Origin of the sequence: Agromyces sp. NPDC057865 (genome assembly GCF_042796995.1) — a bacterium.
Classification (GTDB): Bacteria; Actinomycetota; Actinomycetes; order Actinomycetales; family Microbacteriaceae; genus Agromyces.
In genome coordinates this window covers 241,230-261,473 of sequence record NZ_JBHVMJ010000003.1, presented here as the reverse complement: position 1 = coordinate 261,473, position 20,244 = coordinate 241,230, and the positions used below count along the sequence as shown (strand labels likewise).

The 20,244-nt window shown below is 71.6% G+C and carries 18 protein-coding genes; 9 read left to right on the top strand and 9 right to left on the bottom strand.

Translation table 11 applies throughout. The features are described 5' to 3' along the window. Positions 1–13: 13 nt before the first annotated feature. Positions 14–1,384: a cryptochrome/photolyase family protein gene (locus ACFVN5_RS14120; protein ID WP_376955872.1), complete on the top strand. Its 1,371-nt coding sequence runs from the start codon at positions 14–16 to the stop codon at positions 1,382–1,384. On the opposite strand, the gene ACFVN5_RS14115 is transcribed toward ACFVN5_RS14120, so the two are convergent. From ACFVN5_RS14115 to ACFVN5_RS14095, 5 genes are all read right to left on the bottom strand, one after another. Further along, complete coding sequence (locus tag ACFVN5_RS14115) at positions 1,381–2,325, bottom strand: GNAT family N-acetyltransferase (RefSeq protein WP_376955871.1); 945 nt, start codon at positions 2,323–2,325, stop codon at positions 1,381–1,383. The two genes, ACFVN5_RS14120 and ACFVN5_RS14115, sit on opposite strands and share 4 nt — an antisense overlap. 59 nt (positions 2,326–2,384) lie before the next feature. Then, positions 2,385–2,936, bottom strand: coding sequence for a GNAT family N-acetyltransferase (locus ACFVN5_RS14110; RefSeq protein WP_376955870.1), 552 nt, complete (start codon positions 2,934–2,936; stop codon positions 2,385–2,387). A 231-nt stretch (positions 2,937–3,167) separates the two neighbouring features. After that, the gene (gene aceB / locus ACFVN5_RS14105) at positions 3,168–4,877 is read right to left on the bottom strand and encodes a malate synthase A (RefSeq protein WP_376955869.1); all 1,710 of its coding nucleotides are present in this window, start codon (positions 4,875–4,877) and stop codon (positions 3,168–3,170) included. Between the two features lie 139 nt (positions 4,878–5,016). Next, positions 5,017–6,342, bottom strand: coding sequence for an isocitrate lyase (gene aceA, locus ACFVN5_RS14100; RefSeq protein WP_376955868.1), 1,326 nt, complete (start codon positions 6,340–6,342; stop codon positions 5,017–5,019). Between the two features lie 220 nt (positions 6,343–6,562). Continuing rightward, positions 6,563–7,117 carry a hypothetical protein gene (locus tag ACFVN5_RS14095; RefSeq protein ID WP_376955867.1) on the bottom strand — a complete coding sequence of 185 codons (555 nt, stop codon included), beginning with the start codon at positions 7,115–7,117 and terminating at the stop codon, positions 6,563–6,565. Between the two features lie 574 nt (positions 7,118–7,691). Here ACFVN5_RS14095 and ACFVN5_RS14090 point away from each other — a divergent pair. The 3 genes from ACFVN5_RS14090 to ACFVN5_RS14080 all read left to right on the top strand — a co-directional run bounded on the left by ACFVN5_RS14090 (position 7,692) and on the right by ACFVN5_RS14080 (position 10,483). Further along, positions 7,692–8,585 carry an aminoglycoside phosphotransferase family protein gene (locus ACFVN5_RS14090; RefSeq protein WP_376955866.1) on the top strand — a complete coding sequence of 298 codons (894 nt, stop codon included), beginning with the start codon at positions 7,692–7,694 and terminating at the stop codon, positions 8,583–8,585. A gap of 139 nt (positions 8,586–8,724) precedes the next feature. Further along, positions 8,725–9,096, top strand: a complete 372-nt coding sequence (locus ACFVN5_RS14085) for a PadR family transcriptional regulator (RefSeq protein ID WP_376955865.1) — start codon at positions 8,725–8,727, stop codon at positions 9,094–9,096. Between the two features lie 4 nt (positions 9,097–9,100). After that, on the top strand, positions 9,101–10,483 hold the full coding sequence (locus ACFVN5_RS14080; RefSeq protein ID WP_376955864.1) for a permease prefix domain 1-containing protein: 1,383 nt from the start codon (positions 9,101–9,103) through the stop codon (positions 10,481–10,483). A 21-nt stretch (positions 10,484–10,504) separates the two neighbouring features. Here the strand turns inward: ACFVN5_RS14080 and ACFVN5_RS14075 are convergent, their stop codons facing one another. The 3 genes from ACFVN5_RS14075 to ACFVN5_RS14065 all read right to left on the bottom strand — a co-directional run bounded on the left by ACFVN5_RS14075 (position 10,505) and on the right by ACFVN5_RS14065 (position 14,289). Further along, positions 10,505–11,860, bottom strand: a complete 1,356-nt coding sequence (locus tag ACFVN5_RS14075; RefSeq protein ID WP_376955863.1) for a M20/M25/M40 family metallo-hydrolase — start codon at positions 11,858–11,860, stop codon at positions 10,505–10,507. Between the two features lie 25 nt (positions 11,861–11,885). Next, positions 11,886–13,361 carry an anaerobic C4-dicarboxylate transporter family protein gene (locus ACFVN5_RS14070; RefSeq protein WP_376955862.1) on the bottom strand — a complete coding sequence of 492 codons (1,476 nt, stop codon included), beginning with the start codon at positions 13,359–13,361 and terminating at the stop codon, positions 11,886–11,888. Positions 13,362–13,485: 124 nt separating this feature from the next. Next, complete coding sequence (locus ACFVN5_RS14065; RefSeq protein ID WP_376955861.1) at positions 13,486–14,289, bottom strand: dienelactone hydrolase family protein; 804 nt, start codon at positions 14,287–14,289, stop codon at positions 13,486–13,488. 172 nt (positions 14,290–14,461) lie between these two features. Between ACFVN5_RS14065 and ACFVN5_RS14060 the strand changes: the two genes are divergently transcribed. Further along, positions 14,462–15,415 (top strand): TIGR03557 family F420-dependent LLM class oxidoreductase, encoded by a 954-nt coding sequence (locus tag ACFVN5_RS14060; protein WP_376955860.1) that lies wholly within the window; start codon positions 14,462–14,464, stop codon positions 15,413–15,415. A 13-nt stretch (positions 15,416–15,428) separates the two neighbouring features. Here the strand turns inward: ACFVN5_RS14060 and ACFVN5_RS14055 are convergent, their stop codons facing one another. Beyond that, a complete protein-coding gene (locus ACFVN5_RS14055) occupies positions 15,429–15,908 on the bottom strand; it encodes a hypothetical protein (RefSeq protein WP_376955859.1) in 480 nt (159 codons plus the stop codon). 185 nt (positions 15,909–16,093) lie between these two features. Between ACFVN5_RS14055 and ACFVN5_RS14050 the strand changes: the two genes are divergently transcribed. The 4 genes from ACFVN5_RS14050 (at position 16,094) to ACFVN5_RS14035 (ending at position 20,238) form a co-directional block, all read left to right on the top strand. Then, positions 16,094–17,596 (top strand): helix-turn-helix domain-containing protein, encoded by a 1,503-nt coding sequence (locus ACFVN5_RS14050; RefSeq protein WP_376955858.1) that lies wholly within the window; start codon positions 16,094–16,096, stop codon positions 17,594–17,596. Positions 17,597–17,882: 286 nt separating this feature from the next. Next, complete coding sequence (locus tag ACFVN5_RS14045) at positions 17,883–19,331, top strand: NAD(P)/FAD-dependent oxidoreductase (RefSeq protein ID WP_376955857.1); 1,449 nt, start codon at positions 17,883–17,885, stop codon at positions 19,329–19,331. Further along, positions 19,328–19,687: a cupin domain-containing protein gene (locus ACFVN5_RS14040; RefSeq protein WP_376955856.1), complete on the top strand. Its 360-nt coding sequence runs from the start codon at positions 19,328–19,330 to the stop codon at positions 19,685–19,687. Before ACFVN5_RS14045 ends, ACFVN5_RS14040 begins: the two co-directional genes overlap by 4 nt. Beyond that, a complete protein-coding gene (locus ACFVN5_RS14035; protein ID WP_376955855.1) occupies positions 19,684–20,238 on the top strand; it encodes an MOSC domain-containing protein in 555 nt (184 codons plus the stop codon). Before ACFVN5_RS14040 ends, ACFVN5_RS14035 begins: the two co-directional genes overlap by 4 nt. The last annotated feature ends 6 nt before the right edge of the window (positions 20,239–20,244 follow it).

Sequence of the window (20,244 nt, the reverse complement as noted above, 5' to 3'; positions counted from 1 at the left end):
TAGGGTCGCCCGCATGAGCGACGCACCGTCGATCGTCTGGTTCCGCGACGACCTCCGGATCGCCGACCACCCGGCCCTGCACGCCGCGATCGGGCGCGGCGGGCCGATCGTCTGCGCGTACGTGCTCGACGAGGAGTCGCCCGGCGTCCGCCCGCTCGGCGGCGCCGCTCGCTGGTGGCTGCACGGCTCGCTCACCGCACTCGCCGATGCCCTCGACCGGCACGGCGGGCGGCTCGTGCTGCGACGCGGGCCGGCCGCCCGCGTCATCCGTGCGCTCATCGACGAGACCGGCGCGGACGCCGTCTTCTGGAACCGCCGCTACGGCGGCCCAGAACGCGACCTCGATGCGAACCTCAAGCAGGCGCTGCGCGACGACGGTCTCGCCGTCGAGAGCTTCGCGGCGAACCTGCTGTTCGAGCCGTGGACGATCCGCACCGGGCAGGGCACGCCGTTCTCGGTGTTCACCCCGTTCTGGCGTGCGTGCCGGTCGGCGCCCGAGCCGCGGCATCCGCTGCCGGCACCCGGGGGCGCCGACGCGATCACCCCGGCGGATGCCGCGAGCGACGACCTCGACGACTGGGCGCTGCTGCCCACCCGCCCCGACTGGGCCGGCGGCCTCCGCGACGCGTGGACCCCGGGCGCCGAGGCGGCTCACGCTCGCCTGCGCGAGTTCCTCGCCGACGACCTCGGCGACTACGCCGACGGCCGCGACGTGCCGTCGGAGTCGGTCACTTCGCGGCTCTCGCCGCACCTGCGCTGGGGCGAGCTGAGCCCCTACGAGGTGTGGCACGCGGTGCGCGAGCGCCGGTCCGGCGGCACGGGCGCCTCGCGATTCCTCACCGAGCTCGGCTGGCGCGAGTTCGCCTGGCACGTGCTGTTCCACGCGCCCGACCTCGCCACGCGCAACTGGCGCGCCGAGTTCGACGCGTTCCCCTGGCCGCGCCTGCACCCCACCGCACTGCGCGCGTGGGAGGAGGGGCGCACCGGCGTGCCGCTCGTCGACGCGGGCATGCGCGAGCTCTGGGCGACCGGCACGATGCACAACCGCGTGCGCATGGTGACGGCGTCGTTCCTCACGAAGAACCTGCTCATCGACTGGCGCCGCGGCGAGCAGTGGTTCTGGGACACCCTCGTCGATGCCGACGCGGCCTCGAACCCGTTCAACTGGCAGTGGGTCGCCGGTTCGGGGGCGGATGCCGCGCCGTACTTCCGCGTCTTCAACCCCGAGCTGCAGGCGACGAAGTTCGACCCAGACGGCGTCTACGTGCAGCGCTGGGTGCCCGAGGCCGGCACCGACGACTACCCCGAGCCCATCGTGGATCTCAAGGAGACCCGCGAGGCGGCCCTCGCCGCCTACGAGCACGTGAAGGCGGCGCGAAGCTAGCTCGGCCGCTCGCCCACCCGAGATCCTGCGCGCTCGAGCTGCTTCTCGAACCAGTGGTCGGCGTAGACCTCGTCGTTGAACGGCTCGACCTCGACGTAGCCCGACGCACGGTACATCGCGATCGCCTCGGTGAGGCTCGCGTTGGTCTCGAGGGTGACGGATGCCGCGCCGTGGTCGCGTGCGGCCTGCTCGAGCGCGCCGAGGATGCGCCGACCCACGCCCATTCCGCGCACCTCGTCGTCGACCCACATGCGCTTGATGTAGGCGGGCGAATCGTCGTGGAACAGGACCGCGCCGCATCCGATCGCCCGCCCGCGGAGCCGGGCGAGCAGGAAGCCGCCCGTCGGCTCCTGGAACTCGTGCGTATCCGGGTGCAGGCTGCGGCCGGGCTCGAACCCGTCGGGGAAGCGCCGCGCGAGCTCGGCGTAGTAGGCGGCGAGGCACGCGCGGGCGTCGTCGGACGCGGCATCCGCCGGCTCGACCTCGACGAGGCCCGCGTCGAGCAGCCGCGTCACGGTGGCCATGGCCTCGACGAGCCGAGCGCGCTGGCCGACGCCGAGCGGTGCGAGCAGCGACCCGGCGAGGTCGTCGCTGCGGCGGCCGAGCTCCGTGCGCTCGGCGCGACCCTGCGCGGTCGTGCGGACCGTGCGGACCCGCGAGTCGCCGGCCGAGCCCTCGACCGTGACGAGCCCCTCGCGCTCGAGGGAGCGCAGCAGCCGCGAGAGGTAGCCCGAGTCGAGGCCGAGCCGCTCGCGGATCGCTCGCACGTCGAGGCCGTCGTCGCCGACCTCCCAGAGCACGCGCGACGCACCGAGCGACCGGTCGCTGCCGAGGTAGTGGTCCTGCAGGGCCCCGATGCGCGTGGTGACCGTGCGGTTGAAGGCGCGCACCGTGCCGATCGCGTCGGGGTCGTGCTGGGGTTCGTGGCTCGTGCTCGCCATATCTCTGACCTTAGTCAGGGATACGACGTTCGGCAATGACGGTTGGTCGCGCCGACCGCTCAGGCCAGCGGACGCTCCAGCACCCAGTCCTCCTCGAGCCGGTCGCCCAGCCGGAAGGTCTTGCGCCCCACCTTGCCGAAGCCGTGCTTCTCGTAGAAGCGGATGGCCCGCGCGTTCTCCTCGTTCACGCCGAGCCAGACCGTCGAGGCCGCGGCGGCGCCCGCCGCGTCGATCGTCGCCGTCATGAGGGGCCCCGCGACCGTGCCCGAGCCGTGCGCGCCCGCCCGCGTGTAGAACTTGCTCAGCTCGATCGCCGGTCGCGCCGACACGGCGGCTGCGGCATCCGTGTCGCCCGGCTCGCCCGAGGCGCCGCCGATGAGCATGGAGTAGCCGACGAGGCGGCCGCCGGGCTCCTCAGCTACGAGCAGCGTGCGATCGGCATCCTCGAGCCAGTCCGCGAGCCGCTCCACCGTGAAGTGCTCGGCGATGAACTCGGCGATCGCGTCGGGCGTGGTCGACGGCGGGCATGCGAGCGGGAACGTGTCGGCGGCGAGCTCGGAGAGCGCCGCGGCATCCGCCCGCTCGGCGACGCGGATGGAGATGTCGGACATGGACAGGGATTCTCGCAGAGGCCGTCGCGCATCGAGGACATGTGACGCAACGCAGACGAGAGCGGATGCCGCGGGGTCCCCGCCCGCGGCATCCGCTCGCCCGGTCGTCGAGTAGCGACCGCCGAAGGCGGACGCGCCGTCCGGTCGTCGACCAGCGACCGCCGAAGGCGGACGCGCCGTCCGGTCGTCGAGTAGCGACCGCCACGGCGGACGCGTATCGAGACGCGCTTCTCACAGGAACCGCGCGTAGGCCCCCACCGTGAGGAACGTCGGGAACTCCGGCTCGAGCGCGACGCTGCGGAACACCGAGATGGCGTCGTCGAAGCGGTCGCCCTCGAAGCGCGGCAGCCCGGCGACGGCCGCCGCCATGATGCGCACGATCGAGGTCTGGTCGATGCGCGTGCCCTCGGCGGTGATGGTGTTGTCGTGCAGCCACTGCCAGACCTGCGAGCGCGAGATCTCGGCGGTCGCGGCGTCCTCCATGAGGTTGTCGATCGCCGCGGCGCCCGTACCGCGCAGCCACGACTCGATGTAGCGGATCGCGATCGAGATGTTGTCGTGCACGCCGGCCTCGGTGACCTCGCCGCCGATCGACGGGATGTCGAGCAGTTGCGCCGCCGTCACCTCGACGTCGTCGCGCAGCCGGTCGACCTGGTTCGGCCGGTCGCCGAGCACCGCGTCGAACTCCGCGCGAGCCGTCGGGATGAGGTCGGGGTGCGCCACCCAGGTGCCGTCGAAGCCATCGCCGGCCTCGCGCCGCTTGTCGGCGGCGACCGCGGCGAGCGCGCGCTCCGTCACCTCGGGGTCGCGACGATTCGGGATGAACGCGCTCATGCCGCCGATCGCGTGCGCGCCGCGCTTGTGGCACGTCTGCACGAGCAGCTCGGTGTACGCCCGCATGAACGGCACGGTCATCGTGATCGAGCGACGGTCGGGCATGACCCAGCGACGACCGCGCGAGCGGAACGTCTTCACGATCGAGAAGATGTAGTCCCAGCGGCCCGCGTTGAGGCCGGCGCAGTGGTCACGCAGCTCGTAGAGGATCTCGTCCATCTGGAACGCGGCCTGGATCGTCTCGATGAGCACCGTCGCGCGGATCGTGCCCTGCGGGATGCCGAGCGCGCCCTGCGCGAACACGAAGATGTCGTTCCAGAGCTTCGCCTCGCGGTGCGACTCGAGCTTCGGCAGGTAGAAGTACGGCCCGCGACCAGCCGCGATGAGCGCCCGCGCGTTGTGGAAGAAGTACAGCCCGAAGTCGACGAGCGAACCCGACGCGTGCATCGCGCGCCCCGCCCGGTCGTGGAACTTCAGGTGCTTCTCCACGAGGTGCCAGCCGCGCGGCCGCATCACGATCGTCGGAGTCTCCGACGCGCTGACGCGGTACTCCCTGCCCTCAGGGCTCGTGTACTCGAGGTTCCCGCGCAGGAAGTCGAACAGCGTGAGTTGACCCTCGATGACGTTCCCCCAAGTGGGGCTCGTGGCATCCTCCTGGTCGGCGAGCCAGACCTTCGCACCCGAGTTCAGCGCATTGATCGCCATCTTCCGGTCGGTCGGACCGGTGATCTCGACGCGACGGTCCTCGAGGCCCGGGGCCGTGCCGGCGACGCGCCACGACGGGTCGTTGCGGATCCACTCGGTCTCGGGCAGGAACTTCGGGTCGCGGCCGTTCGCCGCGTCCACGCGGGTCTGCAGGCGCACGGCGAGCAGGTCGTGCCGAGTGTGCGCGAACCGGTCGTGCAGCTCGGCGAGGAAGCGCAGCGCCTCGGGCGTGAGGATCTCCTCGTACCGCTCGCCGAGCGGAGCGGTCACCTCGATGCGGGGCTCGACGGTGCGGAAGCTGCCGGTGCCGGCGCTGTCGGACTGCTGGCTCGCGAAACGGGGGGCGGATGCCGCGGCATCCGTTCGCTCGCGTTCGAGCGTCATGCTGGGCGTGGTGTTCATGGTCTTCTCCTTCGAAAGTCGGTCGTCGAGTGGCGCTGGCCGAAGGCCACCGCGTATCGAGACGCGGGAGGCGTATCGAGATCCGGGTGTCGCGTCTCGACACGCGCCGGCTGCGCCGGCGCCACTCGACGAGCGGATCTCAGTGGTTGAACTGTTCTTCCTCGGTCGATCCGACGAGGGCGAGCGTGGCGCTGGTGGGGTTCAGCGCCGTGGCGATCTGGTCGAAGTAGCCGGTGCCGACCTCGCGCTGGTGGCGCGTGGCGGTGTATCCGGATGCCTCCGAGGCGAATTCCGCCTCCTGGAGCTCGACGTATGCGCTCATGTGCCGCTCGTTGTAGTCCTTGGCGAGCGTGAACATGGAGTGGTTGAGGGCGTGGAAGCCCGCGAGGGTGATGAACTGGAACGCGTAGCCCATCGACGCGAGCTCGCGCTGGAACTTCGCGATCTGGTCGTCGTCGAGGTGGCGCTTCCAGTTGAACGACGGCGAGCAGTTGTAGCTCAGGCGCTTGCCGGGGAACTTCGCGTGGACGGCCTCGGCGAACCGGCGGGCCAGGTCGAGGTCGGGCTCGGCCGACTCGACCCAGAGCAGGTCGGCATACTCGGCGTAGGCGAGGCCGCGGGCGATGACCGGCTCGATGCCGTTCCGCACCTCGTAGAAGCCCTCCGCGGTGCGCTCGCCCGTCACGAACGGGCGGTCGCGCTCGTCGTGGTCGCTCGTGAGCAGGGTCGCGGCGAGCGCGTCGGTGCGGGCGATGATGATCGACGGGACGCCCGCGACATCCGCCGCCAGCCGTGCCGCGTTGATGGTGCGGATGTGCTGCGACGTCGGGATGAGCACCTTGCCGCCCATGTGGCCGCACTTCTTCTCGCTCGCGAGCTGGTCCTCCCAGTGCACGCCCGCGGCGCCCGCCTCGATCATCTGGTGCATGAGCTCGTAGGCATTGAGCGGGCCGCCGAAGCCGGCTTCGGCGTCGGCGACGATGGGGGCCATCCAGTCGCGGCCGTCGGTTCCCTGCTCGATCTGCCCCGCGCGCAGCAGCGCGTTGTTGATGCGGCGCACGACCGCCGGCACCGAGTTCGCGGGGTAGAGGGACTGGTCGGGGTAGGTCTGCCCGCTGAGGTTCGCGTCGGCCGCTACCTGCCAGCCCGAGAGGTAGATCGCCTTGAGTCCCGCGCGCACCTGCTGCACGGCCTGGTTGCCGGTGAGGGCGCCGAGCGCGGCCGACCACTGCGGGTCCTCCTGCGGGGCGAACGCCGTGCCCGTGTTCCGCTGGAGGTCCTCCCACAGCCTCTCGGCGCCCCGCTTGGCGAGCGTGCGCTCCTCGCGCACCGGGCCGCGCAGGGCGATGACGTCCTCGGCCGTGTAGTCGCGGCGGACGCCCTCCCAGCGGGGGTCGGCGTCCCACTCGAGCTGCAGCTCGGCCGCGGTCTGGGTCTGGTCGCCGGGGCGGTTCGTCGTGCTCATCGTGGTGCTCCTTCGGTGCAGCGTGCGGATGCTTCGGTGTTCCGTCGGGCGTCGTCTCCGGTGCCGTCCGGGGGTCTGTGCATCCATGCTGCGGCGGGCTCGAGGGGCTCGACCGACGATTCGGGGGGTGAACTTCCCGGGTTCTTCTGCCCCGCGGAAGAAGCGACCCCCGAGCGCCTCCGCGCGCCGCCGAGGGGACTCGAACTGCCGCGCGAATGCCTCACCGACGACCGATCTCGTCCTCTCGGGGAATCGCTTCGCCGTTCCAGCCGCGGTCGACGAGCGCTCGACGCGTCCGGGCCACGACCTCCGCGGGCGGTGTCCGTCGAGTGATCCGGATGACGCGCCACTCGTCCTGAGCCAGGTCGTTCAATCGATCCACGTCGGTGGCCCACTGGGAGGCGTCGAAGAGGTGCTGCTCGCCGTCGTACTCGAGGAGCACGCCCTCGCGACGGAAGACCAGGTCCCCTCGGGCGCGGCGACCGGACGAGAGCAGGATCCATCCGTTCGGTTCGGGTTCCGGTAGTCCTGCACGCACGATGAGGAGCCGCACGAAGGTTTCGCGTCTCGAGTAGACGTTGGCCCGAAGGTGCGGCCGTGCCGTCCTGAGTCTCACGGCCCCGCGCCGAGGTCCGTGCTCCGACATCGCGCGATCGATCTCGTCGGGCGTCGCGAGCGCCCTCGGCAGGCCGAGAATGCGGTCGCCGGCCGCGATGAGATCGTCGATCTCGAGCACGGTGGCGAGCGCGGACCACGTGACGGCGGGGGACGTCATGCGGAGGCCGCCTCGAGTGACGACACCGAGACGGCCGGTCCCCTTGTGGCCGACGACGCCGATACGGCGGAGCGCGCGGGTTCCATCGGTCGTGGTGACGTGGAGGCGCCGGTCCTCCTCCAACGATCGCGGGAGCGGGATACCCCACAACATCGCCGCCGTCGGCCCGCAGAACGCGTGCTCATCTGCCATGACCGTGGTCAGGGCGGCACAGCGGTCATGAAGCGATGCTCGATCGGATCCCGAGCGCACCCCGTGGAACGGCGCCTGAAGGTCCGATGCGCGGAGTCGCCGACTGGTGACGCCCGCGCGAAGAGCCGAGCTCACCGTGAAGGCGCCGCCCACGAACTCCGACGGCAAGGCACTGGGGGCGGGCACGAGTCGACCCTTCACCCTCGATGGAGCAATCTGCCCGCGCGACTGGCCACCGGGCTCTCTGCGCGAGCCGCACTTGTTGTGGAGGACCAGTTGTGGCTCGGTCGGCGGATGACGAGGGGACGAAATCCGCCGCGCACGTCACGACTGAGCGGCAGAGTTCGTCCCCTCGAGGCCTCTCGAAAGCTAGCGTGAGCGGATGGCGCGCATGCACGACGACGAGGTGACGACGGATGCCGCGCTCGTCGCCCGCCTCGTCGCCGCGCAGTTCCCCGACTGGGCCGGGCTTCCCGTGACGCCGGTCGAGTCGTACGGCACCGACAACGCGATCTACCGGCTCGGCGACGAGCTGTCGGTGCGGATGCCGCGCATCCACTGGGCGGTCGCGCCGCTCGAGCGCGAGTACGCGTGGCTCCCGCGCATCGCGTCGTCGCTCCCTGTCGTGGTGCCGGTCCCCCTCGCGCTCGGCGCGCCCGTGGAGGAGTGGGCGTGGCCATGGACCGTGTGCCGCTGGGTGGAGGGGCGGCATCCGTCGACCGAGGGCGGCGCATACGACGACGATGCGCTCGCGCGCGATCTCGCCGCGTTCGTGCGCGCTATGCGGGCGCTCGACCCGACCGACGCCCCGACGACGGCGTGGCCGCGCCCGCTGCACGAGGAGGACGAGCTCGTGCGCGCGAACCTCGAACTCGTCGCCGACGAGCTCGGTCCCGTCCGCGACGACGTGGTCGCCGTGTGGGACGGGGCGCTCGCCGCGCCGCGCCACGACGGACCGCCCGTCTGGATCCACGGCGACCTGTCGCCGGGCAACCTCCTGCTGCGCGACGGACGCCTCACGGGCGTGCTCGACTTCAGCGCGATGGGCCTCGGCGACCCCGCGAGCGACCACCGCGTCGCATGGAACCTGCTGCCGCCGGCGGCGCGCGCCGTGTTCCGCGACGAGGTCGGCGCCGACGATGCGACGTGGGCGCGCGCCCGCGGCTGGGTGCTGCTGCAGGCGCTGGCGCAACTGCCGTACTACGCCGAGCGCAACCCGCCGCTCGCCGCGAACGCGCGCCACGTCATCGCGGAGCTCGTGGCCGAGCGCAGCTGAAGCCACGCCGAGCTGCCGGTGGCCGATCGGCCGACCCCGCGGCATCCGACTTGCGTGCCGTACCTTGCAGTTCCACATACATTGCGGTTCTATGTACGTAGCACTGCAAGGTATCTCCGACTCGAGGCGGGAGCATCGGATGCGCATCGGCAAGGATCTCGTGGCCGCTGCCGCCACACCCGTGGTGCTCGGCATCCTCGCGGACGGCGAGTCGTACGGGTACGCGATCCTCCAGCGGGTCACCGAGCTCTCGGGCGGCGAGCTCGAATGGAGCGACGGGATGCTCTACCCGCTGCTCCACCGGCTCGAGCGGCTCGGCCATGTCGAGTCCGAATGGCGGCACTCGTCGGTGGGACGACCGCGCAAGCACTACCGGCTCAGCGCCCAGGGCGCCGCCGCGCTCGCCGAGCAGCGGAAGCAGTGGTCGATCGTCGGCGGCGTGCTCGACAAGGTCTGGCCCGACGGCGCCGACGGCCACCGCCGGCCCCGGCTCGCCCTGGGGACGGAGTGAGACGATGACCATCGAACAGGGCCCCGGGCTCGACGACCTGATCGCCTCGTGGCGCGACTGGATGGCGCGACGCGACGTGCTGACCTCGGCGGACATCGACGAGCTCGAGTCGCACCTGCGCGACCGGATCGACGGACTCGCCGACGCCGGGCTCACCGAGGACGAGGCGTTCCTCATCGCCGTGAAGCGCCTCGGCAGCATCGACGCGCTGTCGCACGAGTACGCCGCCGAGCACTCCGAGCGGCTCTGGAAGCAGCTCGTGCTCCACGACGCGCCGGGTGCCGACGGCACGGATGCCACGGCCGCCCCGATCCCGTTCCTCCGACGCGCGAACGGCCTCCCGGTCGCACTCGCGCTCGGCGTCGGCGCGGGACTGGCCGTCAAGGTCGCGGACCTCCTGATCGACGATCCCGCCGTGGTCGCCCGCAACGCGGCGGTGCTCGTGCTGCCGTTCCTCGCGGCCTGGTTCGCCTGGCGTCGCCGACCGCCGGCCACCGCCGCCTGGGTCGTCGGCGGTGCCTTCGCGGTCGCGGCGATCGCCCTCAACGCGTACCCGTTCCTCCCCGGTGCGTCCACCGCCATGCTCGCCGCGGCGGGCTCGCTCCTCGCGCTCTGGCTCATGACGGGGATCGTGGAGGCGCGCGGCGCCTGGCGGAGCGACACCGCCCGCATGGACTTCCTGCGCTTCAGCGGCGAATGGGCGGTCTACTACCTCCTCATCGCACTCGTCGGCGGTGCGCTCAGCGCACTCACCATCGCGGTGTTCGCCTCGATCCAGGTCGACGTGGTGCCGTTCGTCGAGGAATGGGTGCTGCCGTGCGGCGCGGCGGGCGCGGTCCTCGTCGCGGCGTGGCTGGTCGGGGCGAAGCAGCGGGTCATCGAGAACATCGCGCCGGTGCTCACCAAGGTGTTCACCCCGCTCTTCACGCTCATGATGCTCGCGCTCATCGTCGCGGCGGTGCTGCAGTGGAACCTGGTCGACGCCAGCCGCGACCTCCTCATCGCGTTCGACCTCGTGCTCGTCGTCGTGGTCGCCCTGCTCGTCTACGCGATCTCGGCGCGCGACCCGGCGCTGCCTCCGGGGTGGTTCGACCGGCTGCAGGTGCTCATGCTCGCGAGCGCCCTCGTCGTCGACGTGATCGTGCTCATCGCGATGATCGCCCGGACCGGCGAGTTCGGCTTCACGGCGAACAAGACGGCGTCGCTCCTGCTGAACCTCATCCTCCTGGCGAACCTCGCATGGGCTGCGTGGCTCCAGGTCGGGTTCGTTCGGCGGTCCGTCGCGTTCGGGCGCCTGGAACGGTGGCAGACCGGCTACCTGCCGATCTACCTGGCGTGGGCGGCGGTCATCCTGCTGGTCTTCCCGCCGGTGTTCGGGTTCGCCTGATCCGCGGGGTCGGCAGCCGCCTCAGCGACGCTCCGCCTCCGCGACCTTGCGGATGAAGAGCGTCTGCGCCGCGATCATCCGCTCGATCTCCTTCGGGTCGACCGACTCGTCGGATGCGTGGATGCGGGACTTCGCGGTGTCCTCCGCGCCCCACAGCACGATCGCGGCATCCGGCGACACCTTCTTCAGCGAGGCGACGAGCGGGATCGACGCGCCGCTGCCGATCGACTCGACCGGTGCGTCGTAGGCCTCCTGCAGGGCGTCCTCGGCGGCCACGATGGCCGGGTTCGACTCGTCGACGGCGAACGGATGCCCCACCTTCACGCGCTTCACCTCGACCTCGCAGTTCCATGGCCGCTGCGAGCGCAGGTGCTCCATGAGCGCCTCGAGCTGCGCCTCGCCGTCGGAACCGGGGACGATGCGCATCGAGAGCTTCGCGGTGACCTCGGGCAGCAGCACGTTCGACGCCTCGGTCGTGTTGGGCAGGTCCATGCCGAGCACGGTGACCGACGGCTTCGCCCAGATCCGGTCGGACAGCGAACCGGTGCCGAGGAACTTCACGCCCGGCAGGATCGCCGAACCGCTGCGGTAGACCTCCTCGTCCATGGCCGCGCCGTGCCACCGCCCGCTGTCGACGCCGGGGATGACGGTGTCGCCGTGCTCGTCGTGCAGCGTGTCGAGGATGCGGATCATCGCCGTCATGGCGTCGGGGGCCGCGCCGCCGAACTCGCCCGAGTGCACCGGGTACTCCAGCGTGCGCACCGTGACCGTGCACGCGACGTCGCCGCGGAGCGCCGTCGTGAGGCCGGGCCGACCGGCGGCCTGCCCGCCGATGTCGGCGATCACGTACGCGTCGGCCGCGAACCGCTCGGGGTTCGCCTCGACGAACGCCTCGAGGTGCGAGATCGTCTCCTCCTCGCCCTCGACGAGGATCTTGATGCGGCACGGCCGGTCGGCGGCGAGCAGCTTCAGCGTGGCGTAGTGGATCACGAGTCCCGACTTGTCGTCGGCCGCGCCCCGCCCGTAGATGCGGCCGTCGTCCTTCGTCACCGGCTCGAACGGCTCGCTCGACCAGCCCTGGCTCTTCGGCGCGGGCTGCACGTCGTAGTGCGCGTAGAGCATCACGGTCGGCGATCCTTCGGGGCCCGGCAGGTCGGCGTACACGCACGGGTAGCCGCCCGGCACGTCGAGGAGCGCGACGCCCTCGGCGCCCGCCGCCTCGAACAGCTCCACCACGGCCTTCCCCATCTCGTGCACCGGCTCGGGGTCGAACCCCGGGAAGGCCACGGAGGGGATGCGGACCAGCTGCTCGAGGCGCTCGATCACCTCGGGCATGAGCTGCGCGGTCGCGGCGGACAGGTCATCGGCGTGGGACATCGCGTGGTCTCCTTCGAGTCGGGCGTCAAGCCGGGATGATCAGCTGGATGAGCAGGCCGGATGCCACGACGGCGACCCAGGACACGAGCATCGGGATCGTGAACGAGTGGTACACCGGCACCTGCGTGAGCTTCGTCGAACCGGTGAGGTCGGTCTCGACCGCAGCGATCTGCGAGCCGTTGGCCGGGAACAGCCAGACGCCGATGAGCGAGGGCCACATCGCCGTGATGATGCCGGGCGCGAGGCCCGCGGCGAGCGCGATCGGGATCATCGTGTTCGTCGTCGCCGACTGGCTCGTCGTGAGACCGCAGACGAGGAAGAGGGCGACGGCGAGCAGCAGCGGGTTCGACTCGATCATCGCGCCGAGCGGCTCGATGATCGTCTCCTCGTTCGCTGTGATGAACGTGTCGGCCATCCAGGCGATGCCGAACAGGGCCACCGCCGCGACGAAGCCCGCCTTCAGCAGCGGCTGCTCGACCACGACCGACGGCTTGACCTTGCGCACCAGGATGATCACGAGCGCGACCGTGAACATGACCATCTCGATGATGGTCGCCATCGGGATCGGCTCGAGCTCGCCGTTCTCCCCGGTCGGGAAGGCGGGGCGCAGCCCCGAGAAGAGTCCGAAGAGGACGATGAGCAGCGTGCCCGCGATGAAGATCCACGCGGAGACCGCGCCGCCCGGAGGCACGGGGTGCTCGATGCGGGGCGGCGGCACGTCGGCCGAGTTGTCGGCCGTCGCGGTCGTGGTCGCGCCCGCGGCATCCGTGCCGCTCTCGGCGGTCGACCCGACAGAGCCGGCGGATGCCGCGGTGCCCGCCAGCTTCGCGGCGTAGCGGGCCTTGAGCGCGGGCGGCACCTCGACTGTGCCCCGCTCGACCCGCTTGAGGAACACCGGATCGTCGAGGAGCTCCTTGCCGATGCGCTGCTGCACGACCGAGGTCGCGATGCACGCGATGAGCGCGGCGGGGATGGTGATCGCGAGGATCTTCGGCAGGCCGTAGCCGGTGCCGTCCATGAGCACGAGGAACGCGGCCATCGCGGCGGAGACCGGGCTGGCCGTGATGCCGAGGCCCGACGTCACCGTGGAGGCGGCGAGCGCCCGCTCGGGCCGCTGCCCGTTGCGGTAGGCCGTCTCGTAGATGACCGGGATGAGCGCGAAGAAGATGTTCGAGGTGCCCGACAGCACGGTGAAGGCGAACGCGACGACCGGGGCGACGTAGGTGAGCCGCTTCGGGTTCGCTTGGATGATCTTCGACGCTATCGCCACGAGGTAGTCGATTCCGCCCGCGGCCTGCATCGCCGACGACGCCGTGATCACCGCGATGATGATGAAGAACGCGTCGATGGGGATCGCACCGGGCTGCAGGTGGAACAGGAACACCAGGACCGCCGTGCCGACGACGCCCCACAGCCCCAGTCCGAGGCCGCCGGTGCGAACGCCCATGACGATCGCGCCGATGACGACGGCACCTTGGAGCACCACGAGCAGGATCTCCATCGCAACCCCCCGGACGTCGATGTCTGGGCTCACAGTAGCGCCGCCGCCGCCTCCGGGTCGAGAGGTGCATCCGGCGCGCTCCGGCCGTCGGCATCCGCCTCTCCGCGGTCGGGATCCGGTGCGTTCAGCGCTCGGGATCGAGCCGTTCGTGCAGGAATCCGGCGACCCGATCACGGGCCCCGGCGGCCCTGTTCGGCGGATCGTCGCGCACCTCGATCGTGAGGACCGAGTGGGCGCGCCGACCGAATCCGCCGGGGTTGCCGGGCCGCGAGTCGAGTTGGAAGACCTCGAACGCGGAACCGAGGCGGTCCTTCAGCGTGCCGAAGCGAGCGGCAGGCGACGTGGCGTCCTCGCTGAAGCGCAGGCCGAGCACGCACAGGCCCTCCTCGCGTGCGCGCCGCTGCACCTCGGCGAGCTCCGCCTCGCTCACCCCGGGGTCGCGCGACCACGGGCCGGGCAGCGGGAACGGCACCGCCGGCTCGCTCATGACCGGCGCCGCGACGCGCGGGTCCACCGCCGCCGCGAGCGCGAACCCGCCGGTGAAGCACATGCCGACCACGCCGACCTGCCCGCCGGTGCGCTCGGCCAGCGAGGCCGCGAACGCACGCAGCTCGCGGGCGATCGGGCGGTCGGATCCGAGCGCGAGGGCGCGGAACGTGAGGGAGACGCACATCCTCAGGGCCAGGCCGGCCGTGCGCGCGCCGCTCGCGCGCCTGCCGAGCACGCCGAAGAGGTGCGGGATCACGACGTGGAAGCCGCTCCGGGCGAGGAAGTCCCCGAATCCGAGCACCTCGGGCGTGATGCCGTGCAGTTCGTGCAGCACGATGACGGCGGGCCCGGCGCCGCGTTCGTACCGCGGCCACGGCGCCGCGTCGTCGTCGACCTCGGTCCAGTCCTCGAGCCGGCCGACCGGCGCGTGTCCGCTCATCGGCGCTCCTCCGATCCGGCTGCTGGGTCGCCCGCCATCGCTCGTCTGCCGTCGCGGCATCCGCCCGCATTCTCGCGGCATCCGCTCGGTCGGTCAACGGCCTTCAGGCCGCGTCGCGCGCCGCGTAGCGTCGCGACGATCCGACGACCGACTCCGACGACAGGGGGAACCGATGCGGTACGGATACAAGCTGTCGGCCGAGGGCTTCGACCCGAAGGAGCTCGTGCGCCAGGCGAAGCTCGCCGAGGCATCCGGGTTCGACTTCGTGGAGATGAGCGACCACTACCACCCCTGGCTCGACTCGCAGGGCCACTCGCCGTTCGCGTGGACCGTGCTCGGTGCCATCGCCGCGGAGACCGATCGGATCGGCCTCGCGACGGGCGTGACCTGCCCGACCGTGCGCTACCACCCGGCGATCATCGCGCAGGCGGCGGCCACGCTCGCGATCGTCTCCGACGACCGCTTCACGCTCGGCATCGGCGCGGGCGAGCGACTCAACGAGCACGTCGTGGCGCGCGGGTTCCCCGCCGTCGCCCAACGGCAGGCGATGCTGCGCGAGGCGCTCGAGATCATCCGACTGCTCTGGGAGGGCGGGTACCGGTCGTATCGCGGCGAGTACCTCGACCTCGAGGACGCGCGGGTGTTCGACCTGCCCGAGCGGCTCCCCGTGATCGCGGTGGCCGCGGGCGGGCCGGATGCCGCGGAGCTCGCGGCCGAGCTCGGCGACGGGCTGTTCGGCACCGAGGCCGACGCCGAGCTGCTCGGCGCGTACCGCGACGCCGGCGGCACGGGGCCGCGCTACGGCGAGGTCGGCCTCGCCTGGGCCGTGGACGAGGAGCAGGCCGTCCGGGCGGCGTTCGAGTCGTCCAGGTGGTCCCTCACCGGATGGAAGGTCATGAGCGAACTGCCCAACCCGGTGAACTTCGAGGCATCGGCGAAGTACGTCCGCGAGGAGGACGTCGCCGCCCAGATGCCATGCGGCCCCGAGATCGCGAAGCACGTCGCCGCCGTGCGCTCGTACGAGCAGGCGGGCTACGACCACGTCGTCCTGGCGAACAACGGACCCGATCCCGACGGCTTCATGGACTTCTTCACGAAGGAGTTGAAGCCGGCGCTGCTGGACTGAGGCGGGGCCGGCGTCAGGAGCACACCTCGCTGATGCCGCCGAGACCCGCGTAGAGGTCGTCCAGGAACGGGCCCACCGCGTTCGGGTCGGCGCTCGCCGGGTCGTCGATCGCTCCGCGCAGGAACACCGCGAGGCCGTGCATCGCCTCGCTGGTGCTCTCCGCCGGGACGAGCACCTCGGCGTGCGAAACCTGATCGACCGCGGCCGCGAACGCGGCATCGGCGGACTCGAACTTGGCGGCGTGCCCTGCCGGGTCGGCCATGGCCGCGGTGAATGCGTCCTCCTGCTGGCCCAGCGCTACGAACTCCATCGCGCCGGACTGCAGGAGGAGGCACGCCTCGGCGACCGTCTGCTCGGCGAGCGCCTCGGCTGCGGGCTCGGGCGCCTTCGTCCGCAGTGCAGCCTCCTCCGCGACCGCGCCGCCGGCGCAGCCGGTGACGAGCAGGACGCCGAGGACGGCGGGGACGAGTGCGACGGCGCGCGGAAGCGACATTGGTTCCTCCAGGGTTCGGGTCGGGCGGTAGGGGCCGCCGCACCAGTGAAGCAGTTTCCAGGTCACGACGCGGTCACGGTTCCCGCCGAGGCCGAGGAGTGCCGGCGAACGCCGAGGCCGCGACGAACAGAACTTTTGAGGTTGTTCCGTTTGCGGCATCCGTGCGCCCGTGTGACCATCGATGCATGGTCACCGCCGATCGCACCGCTCGCACGACCCTCGAGGCCGCCTCGACCGAGCCCGCGAGCGAGGGCGACGAGGTCGATGCGCTGACCCTCGGCCGGCGCATCCGCGACCGCCGCACCGCCGTCGGCATGACGCTCGGCGAGCTCGCCCGGGCCATCGACCGGGCTCCGTCCCAGGTGTCCGCGATAGAGAACGGCAAGCGCGAGCCGCGGCTCTCGATGCTGCGCACGATCGCGTTCGCGCTCGGCACGACGGCCGACGAACTGCTGAAGCCCGACGCACCGTCGGAGCGCGCCGCGCTCGAGATCGCCGTCGAGCGGGCGCAGCGCGGCCCGGTGTTCCAGGCGCTCGGACTCGGGCCGTTCCGCGTGGCCAAGACGATGAGCGACCAGACGCTGCAGACGATCCTCGCGCTGCACCACGAGATCGACCGGCTGCACCGCGAGCGGGCGGCGACGCCTGAAGAGGCCCGTCGGGCGAACGCCGAGCTGCGCGCCGAGATGCGCGCCCGCGACAACTTCTATCCCGAGCTCGAGGCGAAGGCGGCCGAGCTCCTCGAGGCGGTCGGGCACACCGGCGGCCCCGTGTCGCACCAGCTCGTGGCCGACATGGCGTCGCACCTCGGCTACTCGCTGCACTACGTCGGCGACCTCCCGCACTCGACCCGCTCGGTGACCGACAAGCACAACGGCCGCATCTACCTGCCGACCCAGCAGTCGCCGTCGCGCGACTCCCGCTCCCCCATCCTGCAGGCCCTCGCGAGCCACCTGCTCGGTCACGAGGAGCCGCGAAACTACGGCGAATTTCTGCGCCAGCGCATCGAGACGAACTACCTCACGGCGGCGATCCTGCTGCCCGAGCAGGCGGCGGTCCGCTTCCTCACCGAGGCGAAGAACCTCCGCCGCATCTCGATGGAGGAGCTCCGCGACGCCTTCGCGGTGTCGTACGAGACCGCCGCGCACCGGTTCACGAACCTCGCGACGGCGCGCCTCGGCATCCCGGTGCACTTCATGAAGGTGCACGAGTCGGGGACCATCATCAAGGCCTATGAGAACGACAAGGTGCGGTTCCCGTCCGACGCGCTCGGCGCGGTCGAAGGCACGACGGTCTGCCGCAACTGGACCGCCCGCACGGTGTTCGACGTCGAGGACCGGTTCAGCCCCTGGTACCAGTACACCGACACGTCGTCGGGCACGTTCTGGTGCACCTCCCGCATCGAGAAGGCCAAGGAGGGCGAGTACTCGGTGTCGGTCGGCGTGCCGTTCGAGCACGTGAAGTGGTTCCGCGGACGCGAGACGCCGCACCGCGCGGTGTCGACCTGCCCCGACGAGTCGTGCTGCCGGCGCCCGCCCTCGACGCTGTCCGACCGGTGGGCGGATGCCTCATGGCCGGCCGCGCGCACGCCGACGTCGCTGCTCGCTGCGCTGCCCACCGGCACCTTCCCCGGGGTCGACCAGACCGAGGTGTTCCAGTTCCTGGAGGCGCACGCGCCGCGCGGCTGACCCGCAGTCTCCGCGTCGCGGGGCTTACCCGCCGTCACGCGGCGCACACTCCTCGTACCCCGTGCGCAATTCAGGTCGGCGCTCGGCGTGTCGCCTCGACACGCCGAGCCGGGGCCGCGCGACACACCTCCGACCTGAATTGCGCACGCACGCACGCCCGGCGCCGCCGCTAATTGTCCATCCGGCCAATCCGTCCGGCGAGCGTCTGCATTCACGACACCGCGCGGTGGCGCGGCGCTCGTGATGGGCGGGAGGATGGAAGCACCGACCGCCTTGGAGAGACCTCGTGGGAACGACCGTATTCGAACGCCGCCGGCCGGCGGCATCCGTCGTCGAGCACTCGCTCGCCGGGAGCGAGCACCGCGTGTTCTGGCTCGACGACCTCGGCGCGGAGGCGCGGAAGCGCCGCCCGGCACTGACGGGCGAGCACGTCGCGCAGCTCGTCGTCGTCGGCGGCGGCTACACCGGGCTCTGGACGGCAGTGCTCGCCAAGCGCCGCAACCCCGACGCGCACGTCGTGCTCATCGAGGCGAAGACGATCGGCTGGGCGGCATCCGGTCGCAATGGCGGCTTCTGCGAGGCCAGCCTGACGCACGGCCACGAGAACGGGATGTCGCGCTGGCCAGAGGAGATGCCGACGCTCGACCGGCTCGGCATCGAGAACCTCGATGCGATCGAGGCGTCCGAGGCCGAGCTCGGCATGGACTTCGAGTTCGAACGCAACGGCGCACTCGCCCTCGCCATCGAACCGCACCAGGTGGAGTGGCTCGAGGAGGAGATCGCCGAGGCGGCGGCCCGTGGCGACGACACCGTGCGGTTCCTCGACCAGGAGCAGGTGCGCGCCGAGGTCGACTCCCCTACATACCTCGCCGCCGTCTGGGACACACGCGGTAGCGCCATCCTGCACCCGGCGAAGCTCACGGCCGAGCTCGCCCGCGTCGCCGAGGAGCTCGGCGTCGAGATCTTCGAGCAGTCCCGTGTGCGCCGCATCGAGACACCGGGCTCGACGGGCGCGGTGACGGTCGTCACCGACGGCGGCCGCGTGATCGCGCAGCGCGCGGTGCTCGCGACCAACGTGTTCCCGAGCCTGTTGAAGCGCAACCGGCTCATGACCGTGCCGGTCTACGACTACGTGCTCATGACCGAGCCGCTCACCGCCGAGCAGCAGGCGTCGATCGGCTGGAAGCACCGGCAGGGCCTCGGCGACCTCGCCAACCAGTTCCACTACTATCGGCCGACGCGCGACGGACGCATCCTGTTCGGCGGCTACGACGCGGTCTACCACTACGGTCGGCGCATCCTCGAACGCTACGAGGATCGCGCCGAGACCTATGAGCGGCTCGCCGGCCACTTCTTCACGACGTTCCCGCAGCTCGAGGGCCTCCGGTTCACGCACCGGTGGGGCGGCGTGATCGACACGAGCACGCGGTTCGCCGCGTTCTACGGCACCGCCCGCGACAACCGGGTCGCCTACGCCGCCGGGTTCACGGGCCTCGGCGTGGCCGCCGCGCGCTTCGCCGGCGAGGTCGTGCTCGACCTCCTCGAGCGGCGCGACAACGAGCGGACGCAGCTGCGCATGGTGCGCGACCGGCCGCTGCCGTTCCCGCCCGAGCCCATCGCCGCCATGGGCATCAACGCGACGCGCTGGTCGCTCGACCGCGCCGACCACACGAGAGGCAGGCGCAACATGCTGCTGAAGACACTCGACGCCCTCGGCCTGGGGTTCGACTCATGAGCGACGCACCCCGCCTGCATCCGGGCGTCATCGCGGATGCCGCGACGGTCGAGCTCGCGCACGTGCCGGTCGAGGCGGACCAGGTCGTCGCCGGCTCGCCGACCACGGGTCACCTCGTGCTCGACGACGACGGCGGCCGCACGGTCGGCGTCTGGGAGATGTCCGTCGGCGCGATGCGCGACGTCGAGGCCGACGAGGTGTTCGTCGTGCTCGCCGGCGCCGCGACCGTGGAGTTCGAGCACCCGCACGCATCGCCGATCGTGCTTCGGCCGGGCTCCGTCGTGCGCCTCGAGTCGGGCATGCGCACGATCTGGACGGTGCGGCAGACCCTGCGCAAGGTGTACGTCTCGCCGTGAGCGACGAAGCTCCGGCGGCATCCGTGCTCGCGGTCGCCCGCGACGACGCGCACCGGTTCACGAAGCCCGTTCGCGACGAGATCCGCCTGGTCGCGGGGCACGGCATCGAGGGCGACGCCCATGCCGGCGCCACGGTGCGGCGCCGCTCGCGGTTCCGCGGCACGTGGACCGAGCCGAACGTGCGCCAGGTGCACCTGCTCCAGCGCGAGCTCTTCGACGAGCTCGCCGTCGAGGGTCACGAGGTCGGGCCGGGCGAGCTCGGCGAGAACGTCACGACGCTCGGGATCGACCTGCTGTCGCTGCCGCTCGGGACGCGGCTTCGGCTCGGCGACGCCGCGGAGGTCGAGCTCACGGGGCTGCGGAATCCCTGCGTGCAGATCGATCGATTCCAGCCGGGGCTGATGCGCCGGATGATCCGCCGCGACGCCGAGGGCACGCACCGTCGCGCGGGCGTGATGGCCGTCGTCGTCGAGGACGGCGTCGTCCGCCCGGGCGACCCGATCCTCGTGGTGCTGCCGGCGCAGCCGCACGAGCCGCTGCCCGTGGTCTGAGGCTCG